The organism is Luteitalea sp. (assembly GCF_044337415.1).
GTDB lineage: Bacteria > Acidobacteriota > Vicinamibacteria > Vicinamibacterales > Vicinamibacteraceae > Luteitalea.
Map to the genome: position 1 here is coordinate 1 of NZ_JBIINP010000022.1, position 26,030 is coordinate 26,030.

Below are 26,030 nucleotides of genomic sequence, written 5' to 3' on the forward strand. Positions count from 1 at the left end.
CCGAGCACGATGATCACGGGGATCACGTTCGGGATGATCGCGAGCACGCCGAACTTGAAGGAGCGGAAGACCAGGAAGATCACCGCGAACACGGAGACGAACGCCGTGGCGAAGCTGGAGACCTGCGACGTCACGAGGTAGTGGTCGAGGGTCGCGAACAGCCGGCCCGCTCCGGTCACCGTCGTCGTGATGCCCGTCCCGGCGAACAGCTCACGGGCAATCGCCTCGGCCGACTCGACCTCCTCGAAGGCCTCGTCCGAGCTCATCGACGCCAGCTTCACCATCACCTGCGTGCGCGAGTAGTCGGTCGACACCAGGCTCTCGAGCTCGCGGCGCCCCTCCTCCGACATGCCGAACACGAACAGCTCCTGCGACACGAGATCGGCATCCACCGGCAGCCGCTGTCCCTTGCCTGCGAGGTCGGGCGCCAGTTGCTCGTGCACGCGGGCGACGTAGTCGGCCAGCGACACCACCTTCTTCACGTGCCCGAGGCCCTCGAGGCGCTCGCGCAACGCGTCGATGCGCCGCAGCACATCGGGCGCGCGCAACGACTCGGGCGGTCCCTCGAGCAGCACCTGGAAGCTGTAGATGCCGGAGAGCTCGCGGTCCATCAGCTCGGCCGAGTCGTGGATCGGATGGCCCGGCTTGAAGAACGCCACGTGGTTGGTGTCGACGCGCAGCCGCGCCAGGCCCACGGCCATCACGCCGACGATGGCGAGGGTGGCGAGCACGACGCGCCGGGGGTGCGAGGCGGCGAGGCGCCCGATGGCCCGCATCGGGCCGAGGAGCCAGCGCGACTGCGGCGGCTCCGGCCCGACCGGCGCCCAGGCCAGCAGCGTGGGCATCAGCACGACCGAGATCGCGAAGTCGACCATCACGCCGAGCGCCGCGCCGATGCCGAAGGTGCGCACCGCGTCGACGTGGCTGGTCGCCAGCGACAGCAGCCCGAGCGCCGTCGTCGCACTCGCGGCGAACAGCGGCGTGATCAGGTGGCGCACCGTGTGCATCCAGGCTGCTTCGTGCGTCGCCCCCTCGCGCCGGCACTGCGTGTAGTGCTGGATGATGTGCACGTCGTCGGCGATGGCCAGCACCATCACGAGCGCCGGGAGCATGCTCGTGAGGATGTTGAAGCCGAAGCCGGCCCACATGTAGAGGCCCAGCGTCCACAGCGTGCTGACGAGCACGGCCAGCAACGTCAGCAGCGTGAGGCGCCACGACCGGAACATCACCCAGATCGCCGCGATGGTGATCAGGAGGATCGGCGGCGTGAAGACGACCTGGTTGCGCAGCGTGACGCGGTTGTACGTCTCGCTGATCTCGAGGCTGCCGTTGTAGTGGGCGGTCGCGCCCGTCGGCAGGTGCGCCGACACCTTCGCGCGGATCTCGTCGAGCACCTGTGCCCGCACCGCATCGATGCGCGCCTCGTCGAAGCTCACCACGATCGACAGGACACGCCCGCTGGTCGACACGAGATCGCCGGCGACCAGGCGGTCGCGCAGGGCCTCGCGGCGCACGGCGGCCGCGTCGATCGCGCCGGCCTTCGGCAGCATCGGCTCGACCTCGAGGTCGCCCTCGCCTGACGCGTCGGTGCGGACCACGTTGGCGGTGGCCAGGCTCTGCACGCGACGCACGGCCTGCACGCGCTCGATGTCGGCGGTGATGGCCCGCAGCGCCCCGAGCATGTCCGGGGTGAAGGCGTCTCCGCCGGCGTCCAGCGCGATGATCAGCGTGCGCGAACCCGGGAACTCCTGCTTGAGGCGCTCGTAATCGGCGTAGACCGGGTCGTCCTTGCGGAACCAGGCGCTGACGTCGTTGTCGAGGCTGCGGATGTCGGCCAGGGGCGCGAGCAGGACGGCGCCGAGCAGCGCACAGGCCGCCAACAGGCGCCGCCAGGTCCACAGGCCAGCGGTCAGGCGATCCGCCAGGCCCGACCAGCGATCGCGGGGCGGGTTCATTTCGCGGGCTGCTCGAGGGCGCGGCGCGAGAAGGCGTCGGCGGCGAGCCCGGAGTTGTAGCGCACGGCCGTCACCGTCAGCTCCGTCCGGGTGCGATCGATCTCGTGCGTCATCACCGAGTCCATCACGGTCCAGATGCCGGCCTGCTGCTCGAGGCGCTTCACCACGTACTGCTTGGCGCGGGTACCGCGGCGATCGAAGACGTCGGCCTGCACGACGACGAAGTTGTCGGCGCGGACCAGCGAGGTGGCCACCGGGTAGGCGAGGCTCGCGTCCTTCGCGGTCGACTTGAGCTTGTAGGCAGGCCAGGCCTTGCCGTCGGGCGCCGTCCACGTGGCCTTCGCGTCGACCAGCTCGTAGGTGTAGTCCTCGAGTGCGCGCCCGCCAATCTCCTCGTAGCTGAGGTCGCTGCCCGCGAAGCTCTCCTGCCGCTCGGCGCCGGCGATGCGGCGCACGCGCCCGAGCGCCGGCAGGTACAGGTACCGGTCGTCGTCCTTGCCCGGGCGCTCGTGCACGAGCAGGCCGGTGCCCTTGATGTCGTTCGGATAGGAGAACCGCAGGAGCACGCGGTCGCTGATGCCGTCGGCGGCGCCTGGCGCGCCGCGCAAGGCGCGCATCTCGAGGGTCCGCTCGCGCTGCCGGCCCTGGCGATCGAACAGGCGCATGCGCATCTGGATCACGGCGTCGCGGCCGGTGTCGCGTGCGTCTATCTGCCGTGCGACCCAGTCGCCCGTCAGTGATTCAGTCTTGCTGGCCTGGAAGTCCTCGGCGCTGAGGGAGAGAAAGCTGAGGGCGCCGGGTAGTAAGAGGAGGATTAGTACGAGGAAGAACTTGACCGGGCGGGCCTGGTACTGCGAAGGCTCACCGACCTTGCCGAAAGAGGTCGCTTCCAGCAAGGCTTGAAGGTAGTGGAACGGATACCCGTCGTCCCTCAGCTTGGATGGCATTATGTGAAATCTTTCACAAAGCCGTCAAGCGGAAAAATGCGTCATGACAAGCAATTCCGCAACTGACGGTCCTGAAACGACTTGCGTCATACCAACGAATAGTTCTTCGGGTCGCGATCGCAGCCCAGGATGCGCAAATTCGCCACACCCGATGACCGAAGTCTCAACCCGACCCGTCAGGCGTGCTGGAACAACGCGACCACCGCGCCGGCCGGGTCCTTGATCACCGCGAACGTCCCCGCTCCCATGTCGGTCGGCGGGCGCAGCACCTCTCCACCGTTGGCGACTGCCTCGTCGACGGCGAACTGCACGTCGAGCACCGTGATGTAGACCAGCCACTGTGCGGGCATGCCCTCGTTGATGCCGCGAGCATGGCAGATCCCGGTGACCGGTTTCCCCTCGAGGTCGGTCATGGAGTAGTCGGCATACCCCTCCATGTCGACCTCCTGATACTCCCAGCCGACGACGGCGCGGTAGAAGTCGCGCACCTGGGCGGCATCAGGCACGGTGAGGTCGATCCAACCAATCTGTCCGGGCTGCTTGGGGTCAGACATAAAGGGCTCAGGGCTCAGGGCTCAAGGCTCAGAAAGCCGGTATCGGTCAGGGCTCAGGGGCGACAGGCGACAGGCCTAGGGCGCGGTGGGGGCGATCCCCTCGTACGACGCCACGCGCTCGCGGAACGCTTCGGGAATCGGCGCCGGCCGCTGCGTCCCGTAGTCGAAGAACACCTGCGCTGAACGTCCGCTGGCCACCACCTGGTCGCCGCGCAGCACCTCGTACGCCGCCCAGAAACTGGTGCGCCGCAGTTCGGTCACCGCGACGCGAATGGTCAGGATGTCGCCGGGATAGGCCTGCCCCTTGAAGTCGACGCTCGAGTGGACGATGGCCATGCCGGTGAACGGCACGTCCGGCGCCACGGCCTTCCAGTAGTCGATGCGGGCTTCCTCGAAGAACGTGAGGTAGCTCGCGTTGTTGACGTGGCCGAACGCGTCGCAATCGCCCCACCGCACGCGGAGGGGCGTGGCGAAGCGGAAGGCCGGGGCGCTCACGCGGGAGCCACCTCGCCCATCACGAGCGTCCGCGCCTGCTCCATCTGGTGGCGATACGCCTGCCAGCCGGCGAAGTTGTTGAAGCGGGTGGCATCGGGCATCGCCAGGGCCACGTGCTCGAACGGCGACCAGTGCCCGGCGTCGAGCAGGCGCTGGTGCAGCACCTTGTCGGCCTCGATGTCGCGCGTGCCGACGTGCGTGAGGTAGCTCACCCGCGCGCAGCGCGCCACCGACACCTGCTTCTGCTCCTCGATCGGCAGGTCCCGATCATCGGGGCCCACGAACGGCAGGTGCCACTCGCCCGTCGCCCGCCGCACGGGCGAGGAGGCCTCGTAGGCCACGCGCATGAGGTCGGCCAGCCGCTTGATCTCGGGCTGCGCATCAGGGTGGCAGCGCAACGTGAAGAAGTTGTCGTACGTCGTCGACGACACGATCACGCTCGCCCACATCCACGGCTCGAGCAGGCGGTTGACGATCTGCTTGTGCACGCCGGTGGCGCGCAACTGCTCGGCGTGCTCCAGCGCAGTGTCGCGCGCGCGCAGCCACCCGGCGTGCGCCGCAGCGGCGCCGGCCTCGTCGAGCACCTCGCGCGCCTGCATGCCCGACTGGTTGCGCCCCCACTCCACCGGAATGACGGGGTCGTCGACCAGTTGCTGCATCAGCTTCGCGGTGGGGATGGCGCGCGAGCTCGAGGCGTTGCGCGAGAACATCCGGTGCGTGTTGAACTCGGGCAGCACGAACCGCGGGAAGCGCAGCACGAAGGTCGTGAGGCGCTGGCCGGCCGGGTTGACGCTGTCGAGCAGGACCTCGGCGTGGTAGGCCACGGCTACGCGTCCTCGTCCTCGTCGCGCTCGCTGCGGTGGTAGCGCGAGTACTCCTCGAGGAAGGTCAGCGACTCGAACCGCGCCATGCGGTCGAAGAACAGCACGCCATCGAGGTGATCGGCCTCGTGCTGCACGACGCGCGCCTGGAAGTTGTGCAGTTCCATCTGGAACGGCTTGCCCTTGCGGTCGAGGGCCTCGATGCGGACGTGCGTGAAGCGCGGCACCTTGCCGCGGATGTCGGGAATGCTCAGGCAGCCTTCCCAGTCCTCGGCCTTGTCGGCCGACAGCGGCGTGATCACCGGGTTCACGAACGGCAGCACCCGCATCTTGCCGGCGCCATCGTCGATGCCCGCGACGAACAGACGGACGCCCTCGTGCACCTGCGGCGCCGCCAGGCCGATGCCCTCGTACTCGAGCATCGTGTCCATCATGTCGTCGATGAACTTCTGCATGACCGCGGCACGGACTTCCGCCGGATCGAGCGCGCGTGCGCGGCTGCGCAGCACCGGATGGCCCATGCGGGCGACTTTGAGGATGGACATGAGACGGGGCTGCAGGCTACGGGCGACAGGCTGCCTGAGGTCATCGTACGACGGACCGACGCGGGCACCCCTCGAGGTGCCCCGCGTCGTCCCGCCGAAGCCTTGCGCGAAGGCGGAGCGTCAGGCGATGGTGACGTTCGGATCCAGGTAGACGTCCTGGATCTGGTTGAGCAGCTTGACGCCGTCGGCGAACGGGCGCTGGAAGGCGCGACGGCCGAGGATGAGGCCCATGCCGCCGGCGCGCTTGTTGATGACCGCCGTGCGGACCGACTCGGCGAAGTCGTTGGCCGTGCTCGCGCCGCCCGAGTTGATCAGGCCGATGCGGCCCATGTAGCAGTTGGCGAGCTGGTAGCGCGTCATCTCGATCGGGTGGTCGCCCGGCGTCAGTTCGCTGTAGACGCGCTTGTCGGTCTTGCCGTGCTTGGTGGCCAGGTAGCCGCCGTTGTTCTCCGGCATCTTCTGCTTGATGATGTCGGCCTCGATCGTCACGCCGAGGTGGTTGGCCTGGCCCGTCAGGTCGGCCGACACGTGGTAGTCCTTCTCGGCCGTCTTGAACGCGCTGTTGCGCGTGTAGCACCAGAGCACCGTCAGCATGCCGAGCTCGTGGGCGCGCGCGAAGGCGGCGCTCACTTCCTGGATCTGGCGGGTCGATTCCTCGGAGCCGAAGTACACAGTCGCGCCGACGGCGATGGCGCCCATCTCGAACGCCTGCTCGACCGTGGCGAACATCACCTGGTCGTAGCGGTTGGGGTAGCTCAGGAACTCGTTGTGGTTGAGCTTCACCATGAACGGGATCTTGTGCGCCCACTTGCGCGCCACCGACCCGAGCACGCCCAACGTCGAGGTCACGCAGTTGCAGCCGCCCTCATAGGCGAGCTTCACGATGCTCTCGGGATCGAAGTAGATGGGGTTGCCCGCAAAGCTGGCCCCCGCCGAGTGCTCGATGCCCTGGTCGACCGGGAAGATCGACACGTAGCCGGTGCCGGCGAGCCGGCCCGAGTTGAGGATCTGCGAGTAGTTGCGCAGCACGCTCGGCGAGCGGTCGGTGTGCGCGAACACGCGGTCGATGTAATCCGGACCCGGCAGGTGGAGCGTGTCCTTCGGGAAGCCCTTGGCCGTGTAGGTGAGGAGGGCTTCGGCGTCGGCGCCCAGCAGCGCCTGGATCTCGGATGTGGTGATGGTCGTGGCGGTCATGAATGGTCTCGTGACGAAAGGATGGGCCCCGAGCGGAGTCGAAGGGCCGTGGGAATTGTATCGCGCGAGGCTCCTAGGCCACTGCGGCGGCAGCCCGGTGGCCGGAAAGCACGGCCCCTTCGATCGTCGCGGGCAGGCCCGTGTCGGTCCAGTCCCCGGCGACGAGCAGGCCCTGGACGGGCGTGCTTGGCCCCGACCGCGCCGGCTGCCCCGCCGACAGCGAGAAGGTGGCGTTGGGCTCCCGCACCACCCGCACGCGCTGCACACGGGCCTGGCGCAGGCTGGGAATGGCGTCGGTGGCCTCACGCAGGGCCAGGGCCCCGAGGTCCTCGTTGGACTGCCTCAGGACGTGGTCGGCGCCGCTGGCCACCAGCGTGATGTGCGACGCCGCCTCGCCGAAGGCCCACCGCTTGTCGAACATCCAGTGAAAGGTCCGCTCAGGCAGGCCCACGAACGGCGCCGGCAAGGCGCCCCGCTCGAGCCACAGGTTCACCGACACGATGGACGATGGGGCGCGGACCGCCTCGCGGGCGAGCAGGTCGGCCATCGGGCCCGTCTCGCTGCCCCGCAGGACCCCCGCCAAGCCGAACCACGGCACGGCCAGGATCACCGTCCGCGTCCGGATGGAGGTGCCGCGGCTGTCCACGTAGGCCACCCGGTCGCCGGCCAGCACCACCCGCGACAGCGAGTCGAGCCGGATCTGGCCGCCCCGCGCCTCCAGGTAGGCCCGGGCCGGTTCACCGAACACCTGGTGCAGCGGCCGCGCCGGGATGCCCAGGGCGGCATCGAACGGGTCGTCGCTGAAGATCTGCCCGAGAATCCGCACGAACGGCGCCGCTTCGGCCTGATCGATGGGCTGGTTGAGGGCCGCGATCGCCAGCGGCTCCCACAACAGCGCGACGAGCCGGGGCGTCTGCCGGTAGCGCGCGAGCCACGCCGCCACGGTCTCGCCCGGGAGCACGGGCGCCGCCGCGCCGTCGGTGATCGCCTTCCGCGCCGCCTGCAGCCCGCTCATGATCTTCGTGGCCGCCAGGCGGTCGCCCCAGCCCAGGGCCTTCCAGCGGAGCAGGCCTCCGGCCAGGTGATAGGGCGGCCGCCAGTCCGGGCACGACAGCGTCGAGAGCCGTCCGGCCTTGTCCACGCAGGTGAACGCCAACTGCGGCTGGAACTGCACCGCGTCGCTGGCGCCGACCCTCGCCAGGTACCGCCGCGTCTCGTGGTAGCAGCCCATCAGGACGTGCTGCCCGTTGTCGACCCACTCGCCCGACTCGCGGTCCTGGAAGGCGGTCGCCCGGCCACCCAACTGCCCCCGGGCTTCGAGCACGAGCACACGCGCGCCGCGATCGGCGAGGGCGCAGGCCGCAGCCAGGCCGGCGCAACCCGCCCCGATCACGATCACGTCCGGGGATGTCATTTGGCCGTGCGCAGGGATTCGGGAGCAGGCGAGGCGGCCATCGTCTTCACCCATGTGGCGAGAGCGAGGCGGGCCTTGTGGAACTTCGGCACGCGCACACGCTCGGTGAACACGTCGCAGTCGCGCGCGGTGATGCGCTCGAGCAGGTCGCGGTAGATGGCGCCCATGATCCGCGCGGCCACGAGGCGCCGCGCGTCCTCGGGCGGCAGCGCGGCCTCGGCGCGGGCGAACTGCTCACGGGCGCGCAGGGCTTGCCGTTCGAGCAAGGCCGACACGGCCGGCGTGAGGGTACCGGCGCGCAGGTCGTCCTCGGTCACGCCATGAGCACGCAACTCGTCGAGCGGGATGTACAGGCGCCCGCGCCCCAGGTCCGACGGCACGTCGCGGAGGATGTTGGTCAGCTGCAGGGCCAGGCCGAGTTCCTCGGCGTACTGCCGGGTGCCCGGGTTCTCGTAGCCGAAGATCTCGATGCAGACGAGCCCGACCGTCGACGCGACCTTGTAGCAGTACCCGCGCAGGTCGCAGAAGGTGGCGAACCTGGTGGGCTCGAGGTCCATGGCGCAGCCCTCGATGAGCTGGTCCAGCGGCAGGCGGGGCACGGGGAACCGCGACACGACCGACGCCAGGGCACGTCCTTGCGGGGTCTTCGGGGTGCCCCCATCGAAGCAGGCGGCCACCTCGCCGGCCCACCCCTGCAGGGCAGCGCGCCGCTCGGCGAGCGGCCGCTCCTCGTGCTCGTCCACCTCATCGTCGACGGCGCGGCAGAAGTCCCACACGGCCGTGATGGCCTCGCGGCGGTCTGGCGAGAGGGCCAGGAACGAGTAGGCGAAGTTGGTGTCGCGACCCACGGCTGCGGCACCAATTCTAAGGTACGGGAGTCGGCAGTCGGCAGTCGATCTAGTCACCAGAAGGCGGCGCCTGCAAGGATGCGGGCCATGTCGACCTTCGTGAGCACGGGACGGACGTGCAGCGAGCGCCCGCGGACCTCGAGCGTGCGGCGCAGCACCGTGGTGCCGCCGAGCCAGGTGGCGCGAAGTTCGTAGCGGAGCCGCCCCCGCACCGCATCGCACACCGGACGCCCCTGGTCGAAGAGCGCCTGCGTGCGCGAGCCGAGTTCGGTCACGACCTGCCGCCAGGCCGGGTCGACGGCGTCGGTGTCCAGCGCGTCGGTCGTCGCGCCGTGCGCAGCCATCAGGTCGAGCGGCACGTACAACCTGTCGCGCTCGCGCCAGTCCTGCCCGAGGTCCTGCCAGAAGTTCGCGAGTTGGAGCGCCGTGCACACGGCATCGGACCGCCGCGATGTCGCTTCGTCGTGGACGCCGGCGATGCCCAACACGAGCCGACCCACGGGATTGGCCGACCGGCGACAGTAATCGAGCACCTCGGGCCAATCGGCGTAGCGTGCCTTCGTCACGTCCTGGGAGAAGGCCGAGAGCAGGTCGTCGAACAGTTGCGGGTCGAGCCGACAGCGCTCGATGGTGTCGTGCGCGGCCAAAAACGTCGCGCGCACATCGTCGGCCCCGACGTGGCCGACGGCTGGTGCCTCAGCCGCGGCCGTCGCACCAGAGCGCCGCAGCGACAGCCAGGTGTCGAGCCAGGCCAGGCGCTGCGTCGGCGACGCGGTGCCCTCGTCGGCGAAGTCGTCGGCGGCGCGGGCGAAGGCGTACACGGCCGCCACGTGCGGGCGCATCGCCGCAGGCAGCAGCCGCGACGCCACGGGGAAGTTCTCGTAGTGCCCCGCCGCCACCGCCTGGCAGCGCGCGTAGGCCTCAGCGACGGTCACGGGAGGATCCTAACGGCAGTCGGCAGTCGGCAGTCGGCAGTCGGGACAAGCGCGGGAGCTGGGGGCTCGGCGCTCGGAACCCCGGAGCGCGCGGCCCGGCAACCCTGTCCCAGCCCAAGGCACGCGTCAAGCGTTCGGCGTTCGGAGTTCGGAGTTCGGCGCTAATCGTTAAGCGTTAAGCGTTAAGCGTTACACTGCCGATCCGTGCCACGAACGACCGGGCCCCTGCTTCCGCTGCCCGATTCCAACGCCCGCCGACGGTTCAGGACGACGCTGCTGACGTGGTATCGCGCACAGGGCCGCGACCTGCCGTGGCGGCGCACCAGCGACCCGTACCACATCCTGGTCTCCGAGATCATGCTGCAGCAGACGCAGGTGGACCGCGTGCTGCCCAAGTACGAGGAGTGGCTGGCCAAGTACCCGACCTTCGAGGCCCTCGCCGCCGCGCCCGAAGACGACGTGGTGCAGACGTGGCGACCGCTCGGCTACAACATCCGCCCGCGACGCCTGCAGTCGATCGCGCGCGAGGCCGTGGCCAGTTACGGCGGCCAGTTGCCGTCCGACGAGACCACGCTGCTGTCCTTCAAGGGGATCGGGGCGTACACGGCAGGCGCGGTCATGAGCTTCGCCTTCGGCAAGCGCGCCGCGATCCTCGACACCAACGTCGCGCGGGTGCTGTTCCGCGTGTTCGTGGGCGAGGGCGATCCGAAGTCGCACGCCATGGTGAAGCACCTGTGGGAACTGTCGCGCACGGTGCTGCCGCACAAGCACGTGTTCGACTTCAACCAGGCGCTGATGGACTTCGGCGCCACGGTGTGCACGGCGCGCAAGCCGCAGTGCCTGTACTGCCCGATGAAGCGCTCGTGCGCCTTCCGCACGGGAGGTTCGTAGCCGTCGGCCCTGGCCGACGGTCAGTGCTGCCTCGCTCCCTCGCGGGGGCCGCTGGCCCTCGTGCAGGCGCGACGGCTACACCTGCTGCGAGGCCAGGCGCGGCCCGATCCACCGGTAGTACAAGTAGAACGCCGGGCCGATCAGCACGTACGAGAGCCCGGCCGCGCGAGGGGCCCAGGGCCACGGCCCGAACTGCGCGATGGCCGTCGAGAGCAGGCCGATCGCCACGTACACCAGGCAGGCCCCCATGTGGAGACGCAGGGCGCCGAGGTCGACATCCGCCGGCGGATCGCGGCGCAGGCAGGCCAGGGCGCGCCAGTGCAGCAGGGCCATCAGCAGGAACACCGACACGAACCCGGCCCCGTACATCACCATCAACCCGGGCACCTGATGGCCCTCCACGCCCGCCGGCCGCCCGCCCAGCAGCACCCCGCCAGGCCCGATCAGCATCGTCATCAGGAACTTGAGCGGGTAGACGTAGAACAGCACGACGAACAGCAGCAGGCCGTTCACCCAGATGGTGACGCCATCGTGGACGCCGTAACGCCTGAAGAAGCTGTGATGCTCCTGCCAGATCATCAGCAGGATCGCGAAGGAGGCCGCGAAGGCAGGCAGCGCCCGCACGCTGGCCATCATGTCGGCGTACGTGCGCGGCACCTCCAGCGACACGACGAGCAGCGTGAGCGCGAAGCCGAACACGGCGTCGCTGAAGGCCTCGATGCGCGCGACGTCACGGGACACAGGCATGGCAGCACACCTTCCGGGTACCGGGTACCGGGTACGGGGTACGGGGTACGGGGTTCAGATGGGTCGACGCTGATCAGTATGCTCGTAGCCGTCGGCCATCCGCCTTTGCGCGGGCTACGGCGGACAAGCGGCCGACGGTCAGTGATCCTCGCTTGGGGCCGTCGCGCAAGCGCGACGGCTACGGGCGAGGGCGGGCAGTCAACAGCGCCACGAGGTCGGCGTCGGCCTCGGGGAGCGGCAGCGCCGCGAGTTCCTCACGGCGCACCCAGCGCATCTCCTGTCCGAGTTGCGGCGCCGGCTCCCCGACCAGCAACGCCCCGAAGAAGTGCAGTTCGACGGCAACCTCCGGGTAGGCATGACGCGTGACGAGCAGGAGCGGTCCCACCTCGACGCCACACCCGAGCTCCTCACGGATCTCGCGGACCAGCGACTGCTCGAGCGACTCCCCGGGCTCCTGCTTGCCGCCGGGGAACTCCCAGGTGCCCTCGAGATGACTGCCTGACGCACGGCGCGTCATCAGGAAGGCGCCGTCGCGCTCGATCACGGCAGCGCTGACCACCACGTGGCGCATCAGGGCAGCTTCCGCACCACGGCCTCGTGCGCGCCGACGCGCACGACCGTGTCGGGCTCGAAGGCATCGCGATGCAGCATCGCGATGCCCAGCAGCCCGCCGCGCGCGGGCGACCAGCACACGCTGCTCACGTGCCCCACCGCCTTGTCACCGAGATACACCGCTTCGCCGGGATGCCATCCCGAGGAATCCTGGGCATGCGGGACGTGCTCGACCCACACGAGGCGACGGGCGACACGCCCCTGCCCGCGATGCAGGATGCGGATCACCACCTCCTGCCCGACGTAGCAGCCCTTGTCGAAGCTGATCGCCCGCGACTCCAGGCCCGCCTCGAGCGGGATCGTGTCCTCGCCCATGTCGACCCCGAAGCGGGGCCGCCCGGCCTCGATGCGCGCCGTCTCGATGGTCCTGTCGCTCGCCTGCGGGATACGTGCCTGCAGCAGCGTGCGCCAGATCGCCAGGTCCTGGCGCGGTGCGAAGAGGTCGAAGGCCGGCACGCCGAACTCGCGCGAGGCGGCGACGAATGCACCCGGCACCGACAGCGGCAGCGACGCGGACTCCGGCAGGGCCGCCAGCGTGGAGAGTGCGATGCCCGTGCAGGCCGACGCCGAGGCCGGCGCCGTCGGGCCGATCACGGTGAGGCACCCCATCGTCTCGGTGACGTCGGCGATCGTGACGTCTTCCATGATCACGAACTGGTCGAGCCGGCTGAGCAGCGCGAGCCGCGCCCCTGCGACACATTCGATCAGGAAGCTGTCGCCGCGATGGAACACCCGCAGGTCGGCAATCATCCGCCCCTGTGGCGTGAGGTAGGTGGCATGGGCCCCCTGCCCCGCCTGCAGCGCCGACACGTCCTGCGTGAGCAACCCCTGCAGCCACGAGGCGGCGTCGGGTCCGCGCACCTCGAGCCGCGCGTCGCGCGCGCTGCGGTCGGTCCAGATCGCGTCCCCGTGGAGGGCGCGGTACTCGTCGTCGAAGGTCAGGGCCATGTCCGGGCTGATATCCTGAGCGGATGGGTGCAGTGCTTCGTCATTATACGTGCCTCGTCCTGGCGTTGGCGGCCGCGTGGCACGCCTCGCCGGCAGCGGCGCAGCAGGCGGCCGAGGACTGGACCGCCACGTACCGGATCGTCGTCCAGGGGCGCAACGTCGGCTCCGAGCAGGTGTCGGTGGTGCGCGACGCCGAGGGCCTGGTGATCCGGTCGTCGGGCGGCATCGCCGGCGGCGGGTACGTGCTGCGGAGCGCGGAGATGGTGTACGGGCCGACCGGCGCACCGCTGCGCCTGCGCACCGAGGCCCGCCTCAAGGACCAGCCGCTCATCGTCGACACCACCGTCGCCGACGGCAAGGCCCGCAACGCCGTCACCCAGGGCGAGACGGCCACCGAGGTCACGCATCCGATCGCGGCCGACGCGATCTTCCTGCCCAACAACGTGTTCGCGGCCGCGCAGGGACTGGCCTACCGCGTCAACGCGCTGCCGGCCGGCGCGAAGTTCGCGCTGTACGTCGCGCCGCAGGCACAGGTGATCGCCACGCTCTCGGCCGTGGCCGACGAGCGGATGCAGACCGCCGCCGGCATGTTCGAGCTGCGTCGGCACGCGATCGACATCGACAACGCCGGCACGCCGATGGTCCTGCTGCTGTGGGCCGAGAAGGCCACCGGCAGGATGGTCCGCTACTCGATCACGGCGGCCGGCGTCGACGTGGTGCGCGAGGACCTCACCAGCGTGTTCACGCGCGAGGTGAAGGAGTTCCGCGAGAACGACCAGACGCTGCTCATCCCGGCGCTCGGCTTCAACATCGGCGCCACCGTGTCGCGCCCGGCCGGCAAGGCGGCGCCCGGCAAGAAGGACAAGAACGTCGAGAAGCTCCCGGCCGTGGTGCTGGTCGGCGGCTCGGGCAACATCGACCGCGACACGATTGCCTTCGGCGTGCCCGTGATGGGCCAGCTGGCGGGCCACCTGGCCGACGCCGGCTACCTCGTCGTGCGCTACGACAAGCGCGGCGTGGGCCAGAGCGGTGGCCGCGCCGAGTCGGCGACGCTGTCCGACTACGCCGACGACGTGCTGAGCGTGGTGAAGTGGCTGCGGGAGCAGAAGGATGTCGACGACAAGCGGATCGTCGTGGTGGGCCACAGCGAGGGCGGCGCGGTCGCGCTCCTGGCCGCCACCCGCACCGGCGACCTGCGAGCCATCGTCGCCATCGCCGCCCCCGGCGTGAAGGGCAGCGAGCTCGTGCTCGAGCAGCAGCGCACGGCCCTCGACGGCCTCAAGCTGGCCGCGGACGAGAAGCAGCGTCGCGTCGACCTGCAGAAGCAGGTGATGAACGCCGTGATCACCGGCCAGGGCTGGGACGGCATCCCCGAGGCGATGCGCAAGCAGGCCGACACGGCCTGGTTCAGGAGCTTCCTGATGTGGGATCCGGCGCCCGTGATGAAGAAGGTGGACGAGCCGCTCCTGATCCTCCACGGCGCGCTCGACAAGCAGGTCCCGCTGCAGAACGCCGAGGTGCTCAACGGCCTGGCCCTGCAGCGCAAGAAGGGCACCACCACGCTCGTGATGGTGCCCGGCATCAACCACCTGCTGGTACCCGCGAAGACGGGCGAGGTGTCCGAGTACGGCAGCCTGCAGGGCGCGAAGGTCAGTCCCGACGTCGCCAAGCAGATCGTCGACTGGCTGACGCAGCTGCCAGCCCGCTGATCGTGGCAACCTGAAATCTGACATGTGAAATTCACGAGCGCCGGCTGCGCCTGGCGCGGCGAGGGCCGGGAGGCCAAGCCGCCGAGAATTTCGCATGTCGAATTTCGAATTGCCCCCACGCGGCTATTCGTACCGCAGCGCCTCGATCGGGTCGAGGCGCGACGCGCGCATCGCCGGCAGGAAGCCGGCGATCATGCCGACCACCATCAGGATCGCGGTGCAGATCCCCAGGAGCTCCAGCGAGAGCACCAGGTGGATGTCGGTGCGGCGCGACAGGTCGTCGAGCAGCTCGGCCAGGAACGGCCGCGGGCTGAACACCCACACCATCAGCCACGACGCCGCCACGCCCACGGCCCCGCCGAGGAACGTGATGATGAAGGCCTCGACGAGGAACTGCAGCAGGATCTCGCGCCGGCGCGCGCCGAGGGCCTTGCGGATGCCGATCTCGCGCGTGCGCTCGGTGACCGACACGAACATGATGTTCATGATGCCGACGCCGCCAATGGCGAGCGTGAGCACGCCGACGAACGTCAGCACCATCTTCAGGCCGTTGGTGATGCCGCTGATCATCCCGATGTTCTCGACCGAGTCCTGGATGTTGATGGCGCGCTCGTCGGTGGGCTCGAAGCGGTACTTCTTGCCGAGCACCTCGCGCACCTGCCGCAGCGCCTTGTCCTGCTGCAGCGGGTTCACCGTCTGGATCACGATCGTCGACACGTAGGTCGTGTCCTGCAGTTCCCCCATCGTCGTCCAGGGGATGAAGGCGCAGTACTTGTCGGGCTGGAAGTAGGAGGACATCTGCACCTTGTCCTCCATCACGCCGACGACCTCGAACGGCCGGTTGCCGATGCGGATCGTCTGCCCCACGGCACGCTGCTCGCCGAACAGCTTGCGCGCCACTTCGTAGCCCAGGAACACCACGCGACGCCGCTCCGCCATGTCGTCGTCGGTGAGCCACCGGCCCTGCCCTCGTGCCGGGCGCTCGCCGCGCATCGTGCCGTACGAGGTGGCCACGCCCCGCAGGCCGAAGGTGGACGTCCTGTCGCCGTAGGTCATCGTGAGCCGGTTGAAGTACTCGGGGCTCGCGAACTTGACCGCCGGCAGCTCCGCGAGCGCCGACACGTCCTCGGGCTTGAGGCGGATGCGCCGCCCAGCGCGCTGCCCGCCGGCCTGCATGCTCGTCTGCCCCGAGAACAGCACGGCCACGCCGTCGCCGAACGCGTTGCGGAAGCCGACCATCAGCGCATCGTGGAAGCCGTTGCCGTACGCCAGCAGCATCACCACGGAGACGATGCCCCACGAGATGCCGAGCATGGAGAGCGCCGCACGCAAGCGGTTGCGCGACACGCCGTACACGGCCTCGCGCACGACCTCCTTGAGCATCTGCAGCGTGCGCGCACGGCCACGCACGCGTCGGTGGTGCGTCGGCGCGAGCGGCAGCGATGACTCGATGGCAGCAGCTTCGGGTGGGGTCATTGTCGATCCTGACGGGTAGCGGGTATCGGGGAGCGGGGAGCGATGTCCAGAGGGCGAGCATCGACGGTGGAGTTCGGGCGTGCCCTGTTTCGGTGTTTCCGCTACCCGTAACCCGCTCCCCGCTACCCGCCGGTGCCCTACATCTCGTACCTGAGCGCCTCGGTGGGCGGCAGTTGCGCGGCGCGCCTGGCCGGCAGGGTGGACGACACGATACCGATGAGCACCAGTGAGCCGAGCGCGAGCAGGGCGTTGGGCCACGTGATGATCATCCCGGCGAAGCGGATGGGCAGCGTAGCCAGCGTGTTCACCAGCAAGCAGAGTCCCACGCCGATGGCCATGCCGAGGCCGCCGCTGATCAGCGTGAGGAAGAAGCCCTCCAGGAAGAACTGCCGCTGGATGGCCGCCGTCGTCGCGCCGAGCGCCTTGCGGACGCCGATCTCGCGCGTGCGGTCCTTGACGGCGATCAGCATGATGTTCATCACGCCGATGCCGCCGAGTGCGAGCGTGACCAGTCCCACCACCCGGAAGAAGCTGGCCATCGCCGCGATCATCCGGTCGAAGAACATCGTCTGCAGCGACGTGTCCCAGACGTTGATGGCGTCGCGATCCTCCGGGTTGAAGGCCTTGCGGCGAGCGAGGATCTCGCGGATCTCCCGCTCGAGCGGCCAGTCGATGTCCTCGACCCGTCCCGTCCGGGTCCCCAGCACGCCTTCGAGCCCGTCGATCACGTGCTGTCGGGGCATCACCAGCATCTGGCTGAGGCTGCCGGCGGGGGCGTCCGGGCGCGGCAGGAACTTCTGCATCACCGCGAACGGGATGAAGATCTTGTTGTTGTCGGGGCCGCTGTAGCTGCTGTCCTGGTCCTTGCGCCGGATACGGCCGACGATGGTGAAGGGCGTGCCGTTGACGAGCACCTGCTCACCGACCGGGTTGCGCTCCCCGAACAGCTGCTTGCACATCTCCCAGCCGATCACCGCCACCTGGCTCGCGTTCTGCTCGTCGCTCCAGTTCAGCTGACGGCCGCGATCGACCTCGATCGTCCGCATGAACATGTACGGCGGTTCGACGCCGTGCACCGTGACCGCCGCCTCGTTGTAGGCGCTCTTCACCTTGGTGCCGCGCTGGATCTCCGGGCTCACCATGTTGACCAGGCGGCCCTGCGCCTTGATGGCCCGGGCATCGTCCACGGTGAGCGTGACGTTCCGGCCGGCGCGCTCGCCGCCAGCCTGCATCGTCGTGCGCGAGCCCCACACGATGCTCATGTTCCGGCCGAACTCGCGCAGCACCGCGTCGTTGCCGCGCCGGAAGCCCTCTCCCAGCGCCGACAGCACGACGATCGACACGATGCCCCACATGATGCCGAACATCGTGAGGAAGCTCCTGAGCTTGTTGGCCCGGAGGTTGTCGATGGCCTGGATGAAGGACTCGCGCATGGCTGGGATCAGCGGGGAGCGGGGAACGGGTAACGGGTAGCGGGCGACGGGGTGTGCGGGGCACCGACCCTCGGTGTGGGGGAGAACCGCTCCCCGATACCCGATACCCGCTCCCCGGCTCTTCTATGACGGCAGAATGACCTTGTCGCCCTTCTTCACGCCCTCGAGGAGCTGGGCGCGCGTGCCGTTGCTGATGCCGACCTTCACCGGCACCGTGCGGCGGCCCGTCGGCTGGTTCGGGTCGAACAGGTCCACCGAGGCCTTGCGCTCCGCGTCGTAGGCGATCGCCGCTTCCGGCACGATCAACGCGTTGGGGCGCTGCTCGAGGATGATCTCGGCATTGGCCGTCATGTTGGCCTTCAGCTCGTTGCCGGGGTTGTCGATCGAGACCTTCACCTCGAACGTGGTGACGTTGTCCTTCTCGGCGCCCATCGGCGAGATCAGCGTGACGCGGCCGTCGAACTTGCGGTCCTTGAACGTCTCGACGCTGATGCGGGCGGCCTGCTCGAAGCGCACCTGGCCGATGTCGGCCTCGTCGACCTTGCCGCGCACGAACACTTCCTTGATGTCGCCCAGCGTCATCACCAGCGTCGCCGCGGCGCCCATGTTCAGGATCGACGAGACCGGGCTGCCCACCTCGATGTCGCGCGTGAGCACCATGCCGGCGATGGGCGCGCGAATCGTCGCGTTGCGCAGTTCCTCCTCCGCACGCTCGAGGTTGGCGCGCGCCTGCGACACCTGCGCGCTGGCCTCGGACACGCGCGCAGTCGACACGACCAGCTGGCCCTTGGCGATCTTCTGGCGGTTGACCGCCTGCTCGTAGGTGCTCTGCGCCGCGTCGAGCTCGGAGGCTGGCACGAGCTTCTGCGCCGACAGGTCCTCGGCCCGTCGCGCCGCACGACGCGCGAACTCCACGTCGGGGCCCTCGGCCTCGATCTTGTTCTTCTCGAGCTGCGCACGGGCTGCCTGCAACGCCGCCTCGGCCGCCTGCACGTTTGCGCTCGCCTCACGCACGCGGGCCAGCAGGTTCTCCTTGTCGAGTTCGGCCAGCACGTCGCCAGCCTTGACGACGTCGCCGACGTCGACGTGGAGCCGCTCGATGATGCCGTTGGCCTTGGACTTGATCTCGACCTTGGCGATCGGCTCGACCTTGCCCGTCGCGACTACCGACCGGACCATCGTGTCCTGCTCGACCGTGGCGAGGCGCGACGGCTCGAACGTGGCCTGCGCCGGCGTCATCGACGACCAGGCGTACAGTCCGCCCCCGGCCACGAGGGCTGCCGCCGCGAGCACGCCGAGGCGCTTGTTCATCTTCGTCATCATCGAAACTCTCCGCTCGGGCCGGGTGGCCCGGTGTGCCTGGACGGACACTTGGACGGAAGCGCGAGTCCCCGGGTTCATGCCGGGAGCGGCCGGCGGCGGTGGCCGCCTCGCTCCGGATGCACGTCCCCCTACCCACCACAACGCGCCTCACGGCGATCGGTTAACCGGGCGAGGCCCCCGACATCCCATCGCCCCCCCGCCCTGGTGCCCTGAGCCGAGCCCTTTGGATGCTCTGAGCCTTGGGCCCTGGGCCCTGAGCCGTGAGTCTCTCCGGCAGCGTGTCAGCGCCCGCCTACACGAGAAGAACGATCCGGAGGGGTTGGAAGGGTGCAGCCCGTGACACGAAGCCGACGCGTGGGTCCGACCGCGACGCTGCGGTGCCCCGGAGGAGTACAATCCCGGGCCATGGTCATCGGGATCCCGCGCGAACTGGTACCCGGCGAAGACCGGGTTGCCCTCGTCCCTGGTAGCGTGCCCGCTCTGGTGAAGTCGGGCGCGCAGGTGATCGTCGAGCAGGGGGCCGGCGTCCGCGCCGGGTGCCCCGACGACGCCTATGTCGCGGCTGGCGCGACGCTCGGCTCCCGCGACGAGGTGTTCGCGAAGGCCGACGTGGTGCTGCAGGTGCGCACGGGCGCGGCCGCCGGCACGCACGGCAACGCCGACGTGGCCCGGCTGGGCGCGAAGCACACCGTGATCGCCTTCGCCGACCCGCTGGGGGCCCCCGACGCCGCCAAGGCGCTCGCCGGCACCGGCGCCACCGTCATCTCCATGGAGCTCATCCCGCGCATCACGCGCGCGCAGAGCATGGACGCGCTGTCGTCGATGGCCAACATCGCCGGCTACAAGGCCGTGCTGCTCGCCGCCGCGACGCTCCCCCGCATGTTCCCGATGATGATGACCGCCGCCGGCACGGTGAACCCGGCGCGGTGCTTCGTGATCGGCGCCGGCGTCGCCGGGCTGCAGGCCATCGCCACGGCCAAGCGCCTGGGCGCCAAGATCGAGGCCTACGACGTCCGCGCCGCCGTCAAGGAGCAGATCGAGAGCCTCGGCGCCAAGTTCGTCGAGCTGCCGCTCGACACCGCCGCGGCCGAAGGCCAGGGCGGCTACGCGGCCGCGCAGGACGAGTCGTTCTACCGCCGGCAACGCGAGACGATGGCCAAGGTGGTGTCGCACAGCGACGTGGTCATCACCACCGCCGCCATCCCCGGGAAGAAATCGCCCGTCCTCATCACCGCCGACATGGTCGCGGCCATGCCCCCGGGCTCGGTCATCGTCGACCTGGCCGCCGAGCGTGGCGGCAACTGCGAGCTCACGAAGGCCGACGAGACGGTCATCTCGCCCAACGGCGTCACCATCCTCGGCCCCACGAACCTGCCGGCGACCGTGCCGTTCCACGCCAGCCAGCTCTACGCCAAGAACCTGACGACGGTGCTGGCACACCTGCGGAGCAAGGCTGGCGACCTGGTCATCGACCCGGCCGACGAGATCACCCGCGAGGTCCTGGTGACCCACAAGGGTGAGGTCGTGGCGCCGCGCCTCCGGGAGGCCCTCGGCCTGGCGCCGCTGGCCGCGCCCGTGGCGGCGGGCAGCCCGGCGTAGAATTACCCGCGACACGATGTGGATTCTGCGAACGGTCCAGGGGCATGAGCCTGCACTCACCTTCCGGCTCATGCCCGGCACCATCAAGACGCTTGGCCGCGCCGTCCGCGCCGACTTCATCGTCGACGCGGCGATGGTGTCCCGCCTGCACTGCCGCCTGACGGCCCAGCCGACCGGGCAGCTCGAGGTCGAGGACCTGCAGAGCACGAACGGCACGTTCGTGAACGGCCGGCGTGTCCACAAGGCGACGCTCCTGCCCGGCGACACCCTGCGCGTCGGGCGCGTCGACCTGGTGCTGGTCCACGCCCCGCTCAATCAGGTCGAGACGACGCTCGAGGTCAGCTCCTAGGCGCCATCCTCCGGCCGGGGCGCTGTGCTACCGTGCCGCGAATGGCCCTCCGCACTCGCGCGCACCACTTGCCGATCGCGGCCCTCGCGACGCTGGCCCTGGCGGTCGCCCCGCCAGCCTGGTCGCAGGCGCCGACACCGCCCGCACCCTCGTGGAGTGCGACGAGCGCCGCCGCCGAGCGTTGGTTCGCGCATGTCGCGTTCCTGGCGTCCGACGAGATGCGAGGGCGGGAGACGGGCAGTCCCGAACACCGCAAGGCGGCCGAGTACGTCGCCGCGAAGTTCAAGGCGGCCGGCCTGGCTCCGGGTGCCGGCAAGGGCTACCTGCAGCCGGTGGCGTTCACGTCGCGCCGGCTGCTCGAGGACCGGTCGAGCCTCGACCTCGTGAAGGACGGCGTGGCGACGCCCGTCACGCTCGGCGCACAGGCCATCTTCGGCATGCGCCTCGACCCGGCGCCGAGCGTCGATGCGCCGCTCGTGTTCGCCGGATACGGATTGCAGGTGCCTGAGGTCGGCATCGACGACTTCTCCGGTCTCGACGTGAAGGGCAAGGTGGTGGTCCACCTGATCGGCAGCCCGTCGAACGTGCCGGGCGCCCTCAGCGCCCACTACCAGTCGGCCGGGGTGCGCGCCGAGACGTTGCGCCGCCTCGGCGCCATCGGCCTCATCAGCATCCCCAACCCGAAGACGACCGACGTGCCGTGGGAACGGTCATCGGCGAACCGGCTCGCGCCGGCAATGGCCCTGGCCGACGCGTCCCTCGGCGACTCGACAGGACTGCAGGTGTCGGTGACCTACAACGCCGCGTTTGCCGAGCCGCTGTTCGCGGGGTCCGGCCACACGCTGGCCGAGTTGATGGCCCTCGCCGAGACGCGCCAGCCGCTGCCGCACTTCGCGTTGCCGACGTCGATGCGCGCGCGCGTCGCGACCGAGACGCGTTCGGTCGCCTCGCAGAACGTCGTCGGGCTGGTGCGCGGCAGCGACAGCGCGCTCGCCAGCGAGTACGTCGTGCTCACGGCCCACCTCGATCACGTCGGCGTCGGCGCGCCGATCGCGGGTGACGCGATCTACAACGGCGCGATGGACAACGCCTCGGGGATCGCCACGTTGATCGAGGCGGCGTCGGCCATCGTGGCCGCGAAGCCGAAGCGGTCCGTCCTGCTGGTGGCCGTGACCGCCGAGGAGAAGGGGTTGCTCGGGTCGCGCTACTTCGCACGCCACCCGACGGTGCCTCGGGGGGCGATCGTCGCCAACATCAACATGGACATGTTCCTGCCGCTCTATCCGCTGCGGAAGTTGATGGTGCTCGGCCTCGACGAGTCCGATCTCGGCGACGACGTGCGCGCCGTCGCGCAGGCGGTGGGCCTCGGTGTCCTGGCCGATCCGCAGCCGCTGCGCAACCGCTTCATCCGCAGCGACCAGTACAGCTTCATCCGCGAGGGCATTCCGTCACTCGCGATGAAGGTCGGCGTCGAGCCGGGGTCACCGGAAGCGGCGATCGAGGCGGCGTGGACGAAGGATCGGTATCACGCACCGTCCGACGACCTGCAGCAGCCCATCGACCGCGCCGCTGCAGTCGGGTTCACCGAGGTCATCGGCCGACTGGCCGTGCAGGTGGCCAACCGCCCGGCCCGGCCGGCCTGGATGCCGGAGTCCTTCTTCCGTCGCTTCGCCAAGGCGCCCGGCACGCACTGATCGCCAGCCGGGCTGAAGGAGTTCCTGAGGGGGCCTCGAGGTCAGCCAGCCGCCCTCTGGGGCCATCCATGACGGATGGCGTCGAGCACCACGGCCGCGATGATCACGCCGCCGGTGACGATGCGCTTGGTGGGCTCCGACGCCCCGACCTGCGCGAGGCCGGCCTGCAGCACGACGATGATGAGGACGCCGAGGAAACTGGCGACGACCGAGCCTCGGCCACCGCGCAGGCTGGTGCCGCCGATGACCACCGCGGCGATCGCCGACAGTTCGAGCCCGATCCCGGCGTTGGGGTCGACCGACTCGAGATAGGCGACATGGAACGCCCCGCCGAGGCCGGCCAGGGCGCCCGACAGCGTGAAGACCGCCACCTCCACCGGCGCAGACGCGATCCCGGACAGGCGCACCGCTTCACGGTTGGTGCCGATCGCCACGAGGTAGCGTCCGAACACGGTGCGCGTGAGCAGCAACTGGCCAGCGATCACCAGCGCCACGGCGACCAGGAACGCGGGCGACAGGCCGAGCCACGGCAGCGGAGCACCGATCGCATCGAGCCCGGCGCCGACGAAGACCGACCGGGAGTCGGTGACCAGGTAGGCGCCGCCACGCGCGATCTCCAGCATCCCCAGCGTGACGATGAAGGACGGGAGCGCCCAGCGCACGGTCACGATCCCGTTCACGAGACCGGTCAGCGCTCCGATGCCGCCGCAGGCGAGTAGAGCCAACGGCAGGGGCCAGTGCCACCCGGCCAGCGCCACACCGAGGATCGCGGCGGTCAGCGCCATGACCGAACCGACCGACAGGTCGATGCCTCCGGCCACCAGCACCAGCGTCATGCCGACCGTGATCACGGTGAGCGCAGGCACCTGGTTGGCGAGCGTGGTGAAGGTCAGTCGGGTGAAGAAGTGGTCGGCCGCCGCGCTGAACAACGCGATGAGCAGCAGCAACACCACGACCAGCGCGGCGTATTCGGCCTCCATCGCCTGGTAGCGCCCGGTCGCACGTGGGGGCTGAGGCGCGGCCATCATGCCGGTCGTCCCTGGCCGGCGAATGCGGCCTGCATCAGGACGTCCTCGCTCCAGTCGGCGCGCGCAAACGTGCCGGTGACGCGCCCGGCCGCCAGCACGACGATGCGGTCACAGATCGCCATCAGTTCCTCGAGTTCGCTCGACACGACCACCAGCGCGGTGCCGCGGGCGGCGAGTTCGCGGAGTTGTTCGTGAATGGCCTGCTTGGCGCCGATGTCGATGCCGCGGGTGGGCTCGTCGACGAGCAGCACGGCGCAGTCGCGCAGCAGCCACCGGGCCAGCACGGTCTTCTGCTGGTTGCCGCCGCTCAGTGTGCCAGCGGCCTGCTCGAGGCCGTGCCCGCGCACGTCGAGCCGTGTCGCCAGCGTCGAGGCGACCTGCGTCTCGCGGCTGGCGTCGACCCACGTGCGTGCGCGCGAGACCCGCGCCATGGCCGCCAGCGTGATGTTCGCGCGCACCGGTTGCGTGAGGAGCAAGGCCTGCGTCCGTCGATCCTCCGGCAACAGGCCGATGCCGGCCCGCACCGCGTCGGCCGGACTCCGCAGGCGCAGCGGTGGGCCGTCGCCGAGGCTGACGTGCCCGGCGTCGGGCACATCAGCGCCGAAGATCAGCCGCAGCGTCTCGGTACGGCCAGAGCCCACGAGGCCTGACAAGCCGACGATCTCGCCCCTGCCGGCGTGGAAGCTGACGTCGCGCACGGCGTGGCCACGGGACAGCCCGTGCACATGCAGCGCAACGCCACGATCGCCGTCGCCCGTGGTGCGCGCACGGGTCGGCGACGCCTCCGAAGGCTCCCTGGCGGCCGGGCCGACGGTGAGGTCGAGCAGCACGTCCTGATCGAACGACGCCGCCGTGCGCGTGTCGACCACGCGGCCGTCACGCAGGACGGTCACGCGATCGGCGATGCGTGCGATCTCGTCGATGCGATGCGTGATGTAGAGGATGCCGAGACCCTGCTCGCGAAGGCGTCGGATGTGCCCGAACAACCGGCTGACCTCGGCCGCGCCGAGCGCCGCCGTCGGCTCGTCGAGCACGAGCACGCGGCACTCGCGCGTCAGCGCCGCGGCGATCTCCACGAGCTGCTGCTGCCCGACGCCAAGGCGGTGCACCGGCGTGCGGGGATCGAGGTCGCCGAGCCCGACCGCGTCCAGGGCCTGTCGCGCACGCGTGTGCAACGTGGCGCGATCGATCACGCCGAAGCGATGCGGGAACCGAGCCAGGAACAGGTTCTCGGCCACGCTCAACGAGGCAACGAGGTTCAGCTCCTGCAGCACGACCTGCACACCAGCATCGTCGGCGGCGCGACGTGATGCCGGCGCGTACGGTGTGCCGGCGAGCGTCATCGTGCCGGCGTCCGCAGGCGTCAGGCCGCACGCGATGCGCACGAGCGTGGACTTGCCCGCACCGTTGGCGCCCATCAGCGCGTGCACCTCGCCGGCCCGCACGTCGAGATCGGCGCCGACGAGCACCGGGGCGGCGTAGGCCTTCGAGAGGCCGCGCACGGCCAGCACGATGTCGGTGTTCACCGCTTCGTGACCACGTCGACGGGCGTCTGGCGATCCTCAGGCGGCGCCTGCTTCCGCAGGATCCGCAGCGCGGCCTCGATGCCGAACACCGCGAGCTGGTCGCCGTGCTGATCCGCCGTCGCGAGCACGCGGCCGTCGTCGAGCAGTTGGCGGACTGCCGCGATGTTGTCGAAGCCGACGACCTGCACCTGACCGGTGCGCCCCGCCTGGCGGACGGCGGCGGCCGCGCCGAGCGCCATGCTGTCGTTGCTCGCGAGCAGGGCCTTCAGGTCCGGATGCTCGCGCAGCAGGGCGGCCGAGATCGCGTTGGCCTTGTCCTGTTCCCAGGCTGCGCTCTGCACCGACACCACGCGCATGCCGGCCGTCGCCATGGCGTCTTCGAAGCCGAGCCGGCGCTGCTGTGCGTTGAATGCCGTCGGGATGCCCTCGAGGATGGCCACGGACGCGCCCTTCGGCAGCGCCGCCGCGAGAACCGCCCCCACCGCGCGCGCCCCGGCGCGGTTGTCGGGGCCGACGAACGGCACGCGCAGCCCAGCCGCCGTCAACGTCTCCGCGTCGAGCTTGTTGTCGATGTTGACGACGATCACCCCCTGCTGCTGGGCCTTCCGGAGGACCGGCACGAGCGCCCGTGAGTCGGCCGGGGCGATGACGATGGCACTGACGCGCTGGGCGAGCATCTGCTCGACGAGGGCCACCTGCTGCGTGATGTCGCTCTCGTTGCCGATCCCGTTGACGATGAGGTCGTAGTCCGAGTGGTGCGACTCGTGATGCTTCCGGGCCCCGTCGGCCATCGTGACGAAGAACTCGTTGGCCAGGGACTTCATCACGAGCGCGATGCGCGGGCGGCCGGGAAGCGTCGGCGCTGGCAACTCGGCCTGGCCGTCGCCACCCGAGGGCGCGCCACATCCCACGACGACCACGCCCATCAGGGCGGTCAACCACCAGCGTCTGCGGACCATGGCGGCAATGATAGGCCGGTGGGCAGCC

The 26,030-nt window shown here is 69.9% G+C and carries 24 protein-coding genes; 5 read left to right on the forward strand and 19 right to left on the reverse strand.

The window, feature by feature from the left end; all coding sequences use genetic code 11:
- From ACIRDX_RS06120 to hpnC, 10 genes are all read right to left on the reverse strand, one after another.
- The coding region (locus ACIRDX_RS06120) for an RND family transporter (protein WP_396624518.1) at positions 1 to 1,955 on the reverse strand (1,955 nt) is incomplete at its 3' end.
- A complete protein-coding gene (locus tag ACIRDX_RS06125; protein WP_396624519.1) occupies positions 1,952 to 2,902 on the reverse strand; it encodes an outer membrane lipoprotein-sorting protein in 951 nt (316 codons plus the stop codon). The genes ACIRDX_RS06120 and ACIRDX_RS06125, both read right to left, overlap by 4 nt.
- 176 nt (positions 2,903 to 3,078) lie before the next feature.
- The gene (locus ACIRDX_RS06130; RefSeq protein ID WP_396624520.1) at positions 3,079 to 3,456 is read right to left on the reverse strand and encodes a VOC family protein; all 378 of its coding nucleotides are present in this window, start codon (positions 3,454 to 3,456) and stop codon (positions 3,079 to 3,081) included.
- Positions 3,457 to 3,531: 75 nt separating this feature from the next.
- Entirely contained in the window at positions 3,532 to 3,951 is a 420-nt protein-coding gene (locus ACIRDX_RS06135; RefSeq protein WP_396624521.1) for an acyl-CoA thioesterase, read from the reverse strand.
- Entirely contained in the window at positions 3,948 to 4,775 is an 828-nt protein-coding gene (locus tag ACIRDX_RS06140; protein WP_396624522.1) for an FAD-dependent thymidylate synthase, read from the reverse strand. Before ACIRDX_RS06140 ends, ACIRDX_RS06135 begins: the two co-directional genes overlap by 4 nt.
- Positions 4,776 to 4,777: 2 nt before the next feature.
- Complete coding sequence (gene def / locus ACIRDX_RS06145) at positions 4,778 to 5,317, reverse strand: peptide deformylase (RefSeq protein ID WP_396624523.1); 540 nt, start codon at positions 5,315 to 5,317, stop codon at positions 4,778 to 4,780.
- Positions 5,318 to 5,437: 120 nt separating this feature from the next.
- On the reverse strand, positions 5,438 to 6,511 hold the full coding sequence (locus ACIRDX_RS06150; RefSeq protein WP_396624524.1) for a class I fructose-bisphosphate aldolase: 1,074 nt from the start codon (positions 6,509 to 6,511) through the stop codon (positions 5,438 to 5,440).
- 73 nt (positions 6,512 to 6,584) lie between these two features.
- A complete protein-coding gene (gene hpnE, locus ACIRDX_RS06155) occupies positions 6,585 to 7,925 on the reverse strand; it encodes a hydroxysqualene dehydroxylase HpnE (RefSeq protein WP_396624525.1) in 1,341 nt (446 codons plus the stop codon).
- Complete coding sequence (gene hpnD / locus ACIRDX_RS06160; RefSeq protein ID WP_396624526.1) at positions 7,922 to 8,773, reverse strand: presqualene diphosphate synthase HpnD; 852 nt, start codon at positions 8,771 to 8,773, stop codon at positions 7,922 to 7,924. The genes hpnE and hpnD overlap by 4 nt, the downstream gene beginning before the upstream one ends.
- Positions 8,774 to 8,826: 53 nt before the next feature.
- Complete coding sequence (gene hpnC, locus ACIRDX_RS06165; RefSeq protein ID WP_396624527.1) at positions 8,827 to 9,708, reverse strand: squalene synthase HpnC; 882 nt, start codon at positions 9,706 to 9,708, stop codon at positions 8,827 to 8,829.
- Positions 9,709 to 9,912: 204 nt separating this feature from the next.
- Here hpnC and ACIRDX_RS06170 point away from each other — a divergent pair, with 204 nt between their 5' ends.
- Complete coding sequence (locus ACIRDX_RS06170) at positions 9,913 to 10,599, forward strand: A/G-specific adenine glycosylase (RefSeq protein WP_396624528.1); 687 nt, start codon at positions 9,913 to 9,915, stop codon at positions 10,597 to 10,599.
- A 75-nt stretch (positions 10,600 to 10,674) separates the two neighbouring features.
- Here ACIRDX_RS06170 and ACIRDX_RS06175 read toward each other — a convergent pair whose 3' ends face one another.
- The 3 genes from ACIRDX_RS06175 to ACIRDX_RS06185 all read right to left on the reverse strand — a co-directional run bounded on the left by ACIRDX_RS06175 (position 10,675) and on the right by ACIRDX_RS06185 (position 12,906).
- Positions 10,675 to 11,346, reverse strand: coding sequence for a TMEM175 family protein (locus tag ACIRDX_RS06175; protein ID WP_396624529.1), 672 nt, complete (start codon positions 11,344 to 11,346; stop codon positions 10,675 to 10,677).
- Positions 11,347 to 11,524: 178 nt separating this feature from the next.
- A complete protein-coding gene (locus ACIRDX_RS06180) occupies positions 11,525 to 11,917 on the reverse strand; it encodes a (deoxy)nucleoside triphosphate pyrophosphohydrolase (RefSeq protein ID WP_396624530.1) in 393 nt (130 codons plus the stop codon).
- Positions 11,917 to 12,906, reverse strand: coding sequence for a YgfZ/GcvT domain-containing protein (locus tag ACIRDX_RS06185; protein ID WP_396624531.1), 990 nt, complete (start codon positions 12,904 to 12,906; stop codon positions 11,917 to 11,919). The genes ACIRDX_RS06180 and ACIRDX_RS06185 overlap by 1 nt, the downstream gene beginning before the upstream one ends.
- Before the next feature lie 23 nt (positions 12,907 to 12,929).
- On the opposite strand from ACIRDX_RS06185, the gene ACIRDX_RS06190 reads away from it, so the two are divergent.
- Positions 12,930 to 14,615: an alpha/beta hydrolase family protein gene (locus ACIRDX_RS06190; protein WP_396624532.1), complete on the forward strand. Its 1,686-nt coding sequence runs from the start codon at positions 12,930 to 12,932 to the stop codon at positions 14,613 to 14,615.
- A 123-nt stretch (positions 14,616 to 14,738) separates the two neighbouring features.
- On the opposite strand, the gene ACIRDX_RS06195 is transcribed toward ACIRDX_RS06190, so the two are convergent.
- The 3 genes from ACIRDX_RS06195 to ACIRDX_RS06205 all read right to left on the reverse strand — a co-directional run bounded on the left by ACIRDX_RS06195 (position 14,739) and on the right by ACIRDX_RS06205 (position 18,847).
- Complete coding sequence (locus ACIRDX_RS06195; RefSeq protein ID WP_396624533.1) at positions 14,739 to 16,091, reverse strand: ABC transporter permease; 1,353 nt, start codon at positions 16,089 to 16,091, stop codon at positions 14,739 to 14,741.
- A 137-nt stretch (positions 16,092 to 16,228) separates the two neighbouring features.
- Positions 16,229 to 17,524: an ABC transporter permease gene (locus ACIRDX_RS06200; protein WP_396624534.1), complete on the reverse strand. Its 1,296-nt coding sequence runs from the start codon at positions 17,522 to 17,524 to the stop codon at positions 16,229 to 16,231.
- Between the two features lie 123 nt (positions 17,525 to 17,647).
- Positions 17,648 to 18,847 carry an efflux RND transporter periplasmic adaptor subunit gene (locus tag ACIRDX_RS06205; protein ID WP_396624535.1) on the reverse strand — a complete coding sequence of 400 codons (1,200 nt, stop codon included), beginning with the start codon at positions 18,845 to 18,847 and terminating at the stop codon, positions 17,648 to 17,650.
- Positions 18,848 to 19,252: 405 nt separating this feature from the next.
- Here ACIRDX_RS06205 and ACIRDX_RS06210 point away from each other — a divergent pair, with 405 nt between their 5' ends.
- From ACIRDX_RS06210 to ACIRDX_RS06220, 3 genes are read left to right on the forward strand one after another with little or no spacing between them, the layout of a single operon-like run.
- Positions 19,253 to 20,446: a Re/Si-specific NAD(P)(+) transhydrogenase subunit alpha gene (locus ACIRDX_RS06210; protein ID WP_396624536.1), complete on the forward strand. Its 1,194-nt coding sequence runs from the start codon at positions 19,253 to 19,255 to the stop codon at positions 20,444 to 20,446.
- A 16-nt stretch (positions 20,447 to 20,462) separates the two neighbouring features.
- Complete coding sequence (locus ACIRDX_RS06215) at positions 20,463 to 20,795, forward strand: FHA domain-containing protein (RefSeq protein ID WP_396624537.1); 333 nt, start codon at positions 20,463 to 20,465, stop codon at positions 20,793 to 20,795.
- Positions 20,796 to 20,836: 41 nt separating this feature from the next.
- Positions 20,837 to 22,489 carry a M28 family metallopeptidase gene (locus ACIRDX_RS06220; RefSeq protein ID WP_396624538.1) on the forward strand — a complete coding sequence of 551 codons (1,653 nt, stop codon included), beginning with the start codon at positions 20,837 to 20,839 and terminating at the stop codon, positions 22,487 to 22,489.
- A gap of 41 nt (positions 22,490 to 22,530) precedes the next feature.
- Here ACIRDX_RS06220 and ACIRDX_RS06225 read toward each other — a convergent pair whose 3' ends face one another.
- Genes ACIRDX_RS06225 through ACIRDX_RS06235 form a run of 3 tightly spaced genes read right to left on the reverse strand, consistent with a single transcriptional unit; the run spans position 22,531 to position 26,011 of the window.
- Positions 22,531 to 23,517, reverse strand: coding sequence for an ABC transporter permease (locus tag ACIRDX_RS06225; protein WP_396624539.1), 987 nt, complete (start codon positions 23,515 to 23,517; stop codon positions 22,531 to 22,533).
- Positions 23,514 to 25,043: a sugar ABC transporter ATP-binding protein gene (locus ACIRDX_RS06230; RefSeq protein ID WP_396624540.1), complete on the reverse strand. Its 1,530-nt coding sequence runs from the start codon at positions 25,041 to 25,043 to the stop codon at positions 23,514 to 23,516. Before ACIRDX_RS06230 ends, ACIRDX_RS06225 begins: the two co-directional genes overlap by 4 nt.
- Positions 25,040 to 26,011, reverse strand: coding sequence for a sugar ABC transporter substrate-binding protein (locus ACIRDX_RS06235; protein WP_396624558.1), 972 nt, complete (start codon positions 26,009 to 26,011; stop codon positions 25,040 to 25,042). The genes ACIRDX_RS06230 and ACIRDX_RS06235 overlap by 4 nt, the downstream gene beginning before the upstream one ends.
- Positions 26,012 to 26,030 lie beyond the last annotated feature (19 nt).

Bases quoted from the DNA above. Each gene is read 5' to 3' on its own strand.
- ACIRDX_RS06180 (WP_396624530.1), bottom strand. From the start codon at position 11,917: ATGCGCCACGTGGTGGTCAGCGCTGCCGTGATCGAGCGCGACGGCGCC.
- ACIRDX_RS06215 (WP_396624537.1), top strand. From the start codon at position 20,463: ATGTGGATTCTGCGAACGGTCCAGGGGCATGAGCCTGCACTCACCTTC.
- ACIRDX_RS06185 (WP_396624531.1), bottom strand. From the start codon at position 12,906: ATGGCCCTGACCTTCGACGACGAGTACCGCGCCCTCCACGGGGACGCG.
- ACIRDX_RS06200 (WP_396624534.1), bottom strand. From the start codon at position 17,524: ATGCGCGAGTCCTTCATCCAGGCCATCGACAACCTCCGGGCCAACAAG.
- ACIRDX_RS06210 (WP_396624536.1), top strand. From the start codon at position 19,253: ATGGTCATCGGGATCCCGCGCGAACTGGTACCCGGCGAAGACCGGGTT.
- ACIRDX_RS06220 (WP_396624538.1), top strand. From the start codon at position 20,837: ATGGCCCTCCGCACTCGCGCGCACCACTTGCCGATCGCGGCCCTCGCG.
- ACIRDX_RS06195 (WP_396624533.1), bottom strand. From the start codon at position 16,091: ATGACCCCACCCGAAGCTGCTGCCATCGAGTCATCGCTGCCGCTCGCG.
- def (WP_396624523.1), bottom strand. From the start codon at position 5,317: ATGTCCATCCTCAAAGTCGCCCGCATGGGCCATCCGGTGCTGCGCAGC.
- ACIRDX_RS06175 (WP_396624529.1), bottom strand. From the start codon at position 11,346: ATGCCTGTGTCCCGTGACGTCGCGCGCATCGAGGCCTTCAGCGACGCC.
- ACIRDX_RS06205 (WP_396624535.1), bottom strand. From the start codon at position 18,847: ATGATGACGAAGATGAACAAGCGCCTCGGCGTGCTCGCGGCGGCAGCC.
- ACIRDX_RS06125 (WP_396624519.1), bottom strand. From the start codon at position 2,902: ATGCCATCCAAGCTGAGGGACGACGGGTATCCGTTCCACTACCTTCAA.
- ACIRDX_RS06190 (WP_396624532.1), top strand. From the start codon at position 12,930: ATGGGTGCAGTGCTTCGTCATTATACGTGCCTCGTCCTGGCGTTGGCG.
- ACIRDX_RS06130 (WP_396624520.1), bottom strand. From the start codon at position 3,456: ATGTCTGACCCCAAGCAGCCCGGACAGATTGGTTGGATCGACCTCACC.
- ACIRDX_RS06150 (WP_396624524.1), bottom strand. From the start codon at position 6,511: ATGACCGCCACGACCATCACCACATCCGAGATCCAGGCGCTGCTGGGC.
- ACIRDX_RS06225 (WP_396624539.1), bottom strand. From the start codon at position 23,517: ATGATGGCCGCGCCTCAGCCCCCACGTGCGACCGGGCGCTACCAGGCG.
- hpnE (WP_396624525.1), bottom strand. From the start codon at position 7,925: ATGACATCCCCGGACGTGATCGTGATCGGGGCGGGTTGCGCCGGCCTG.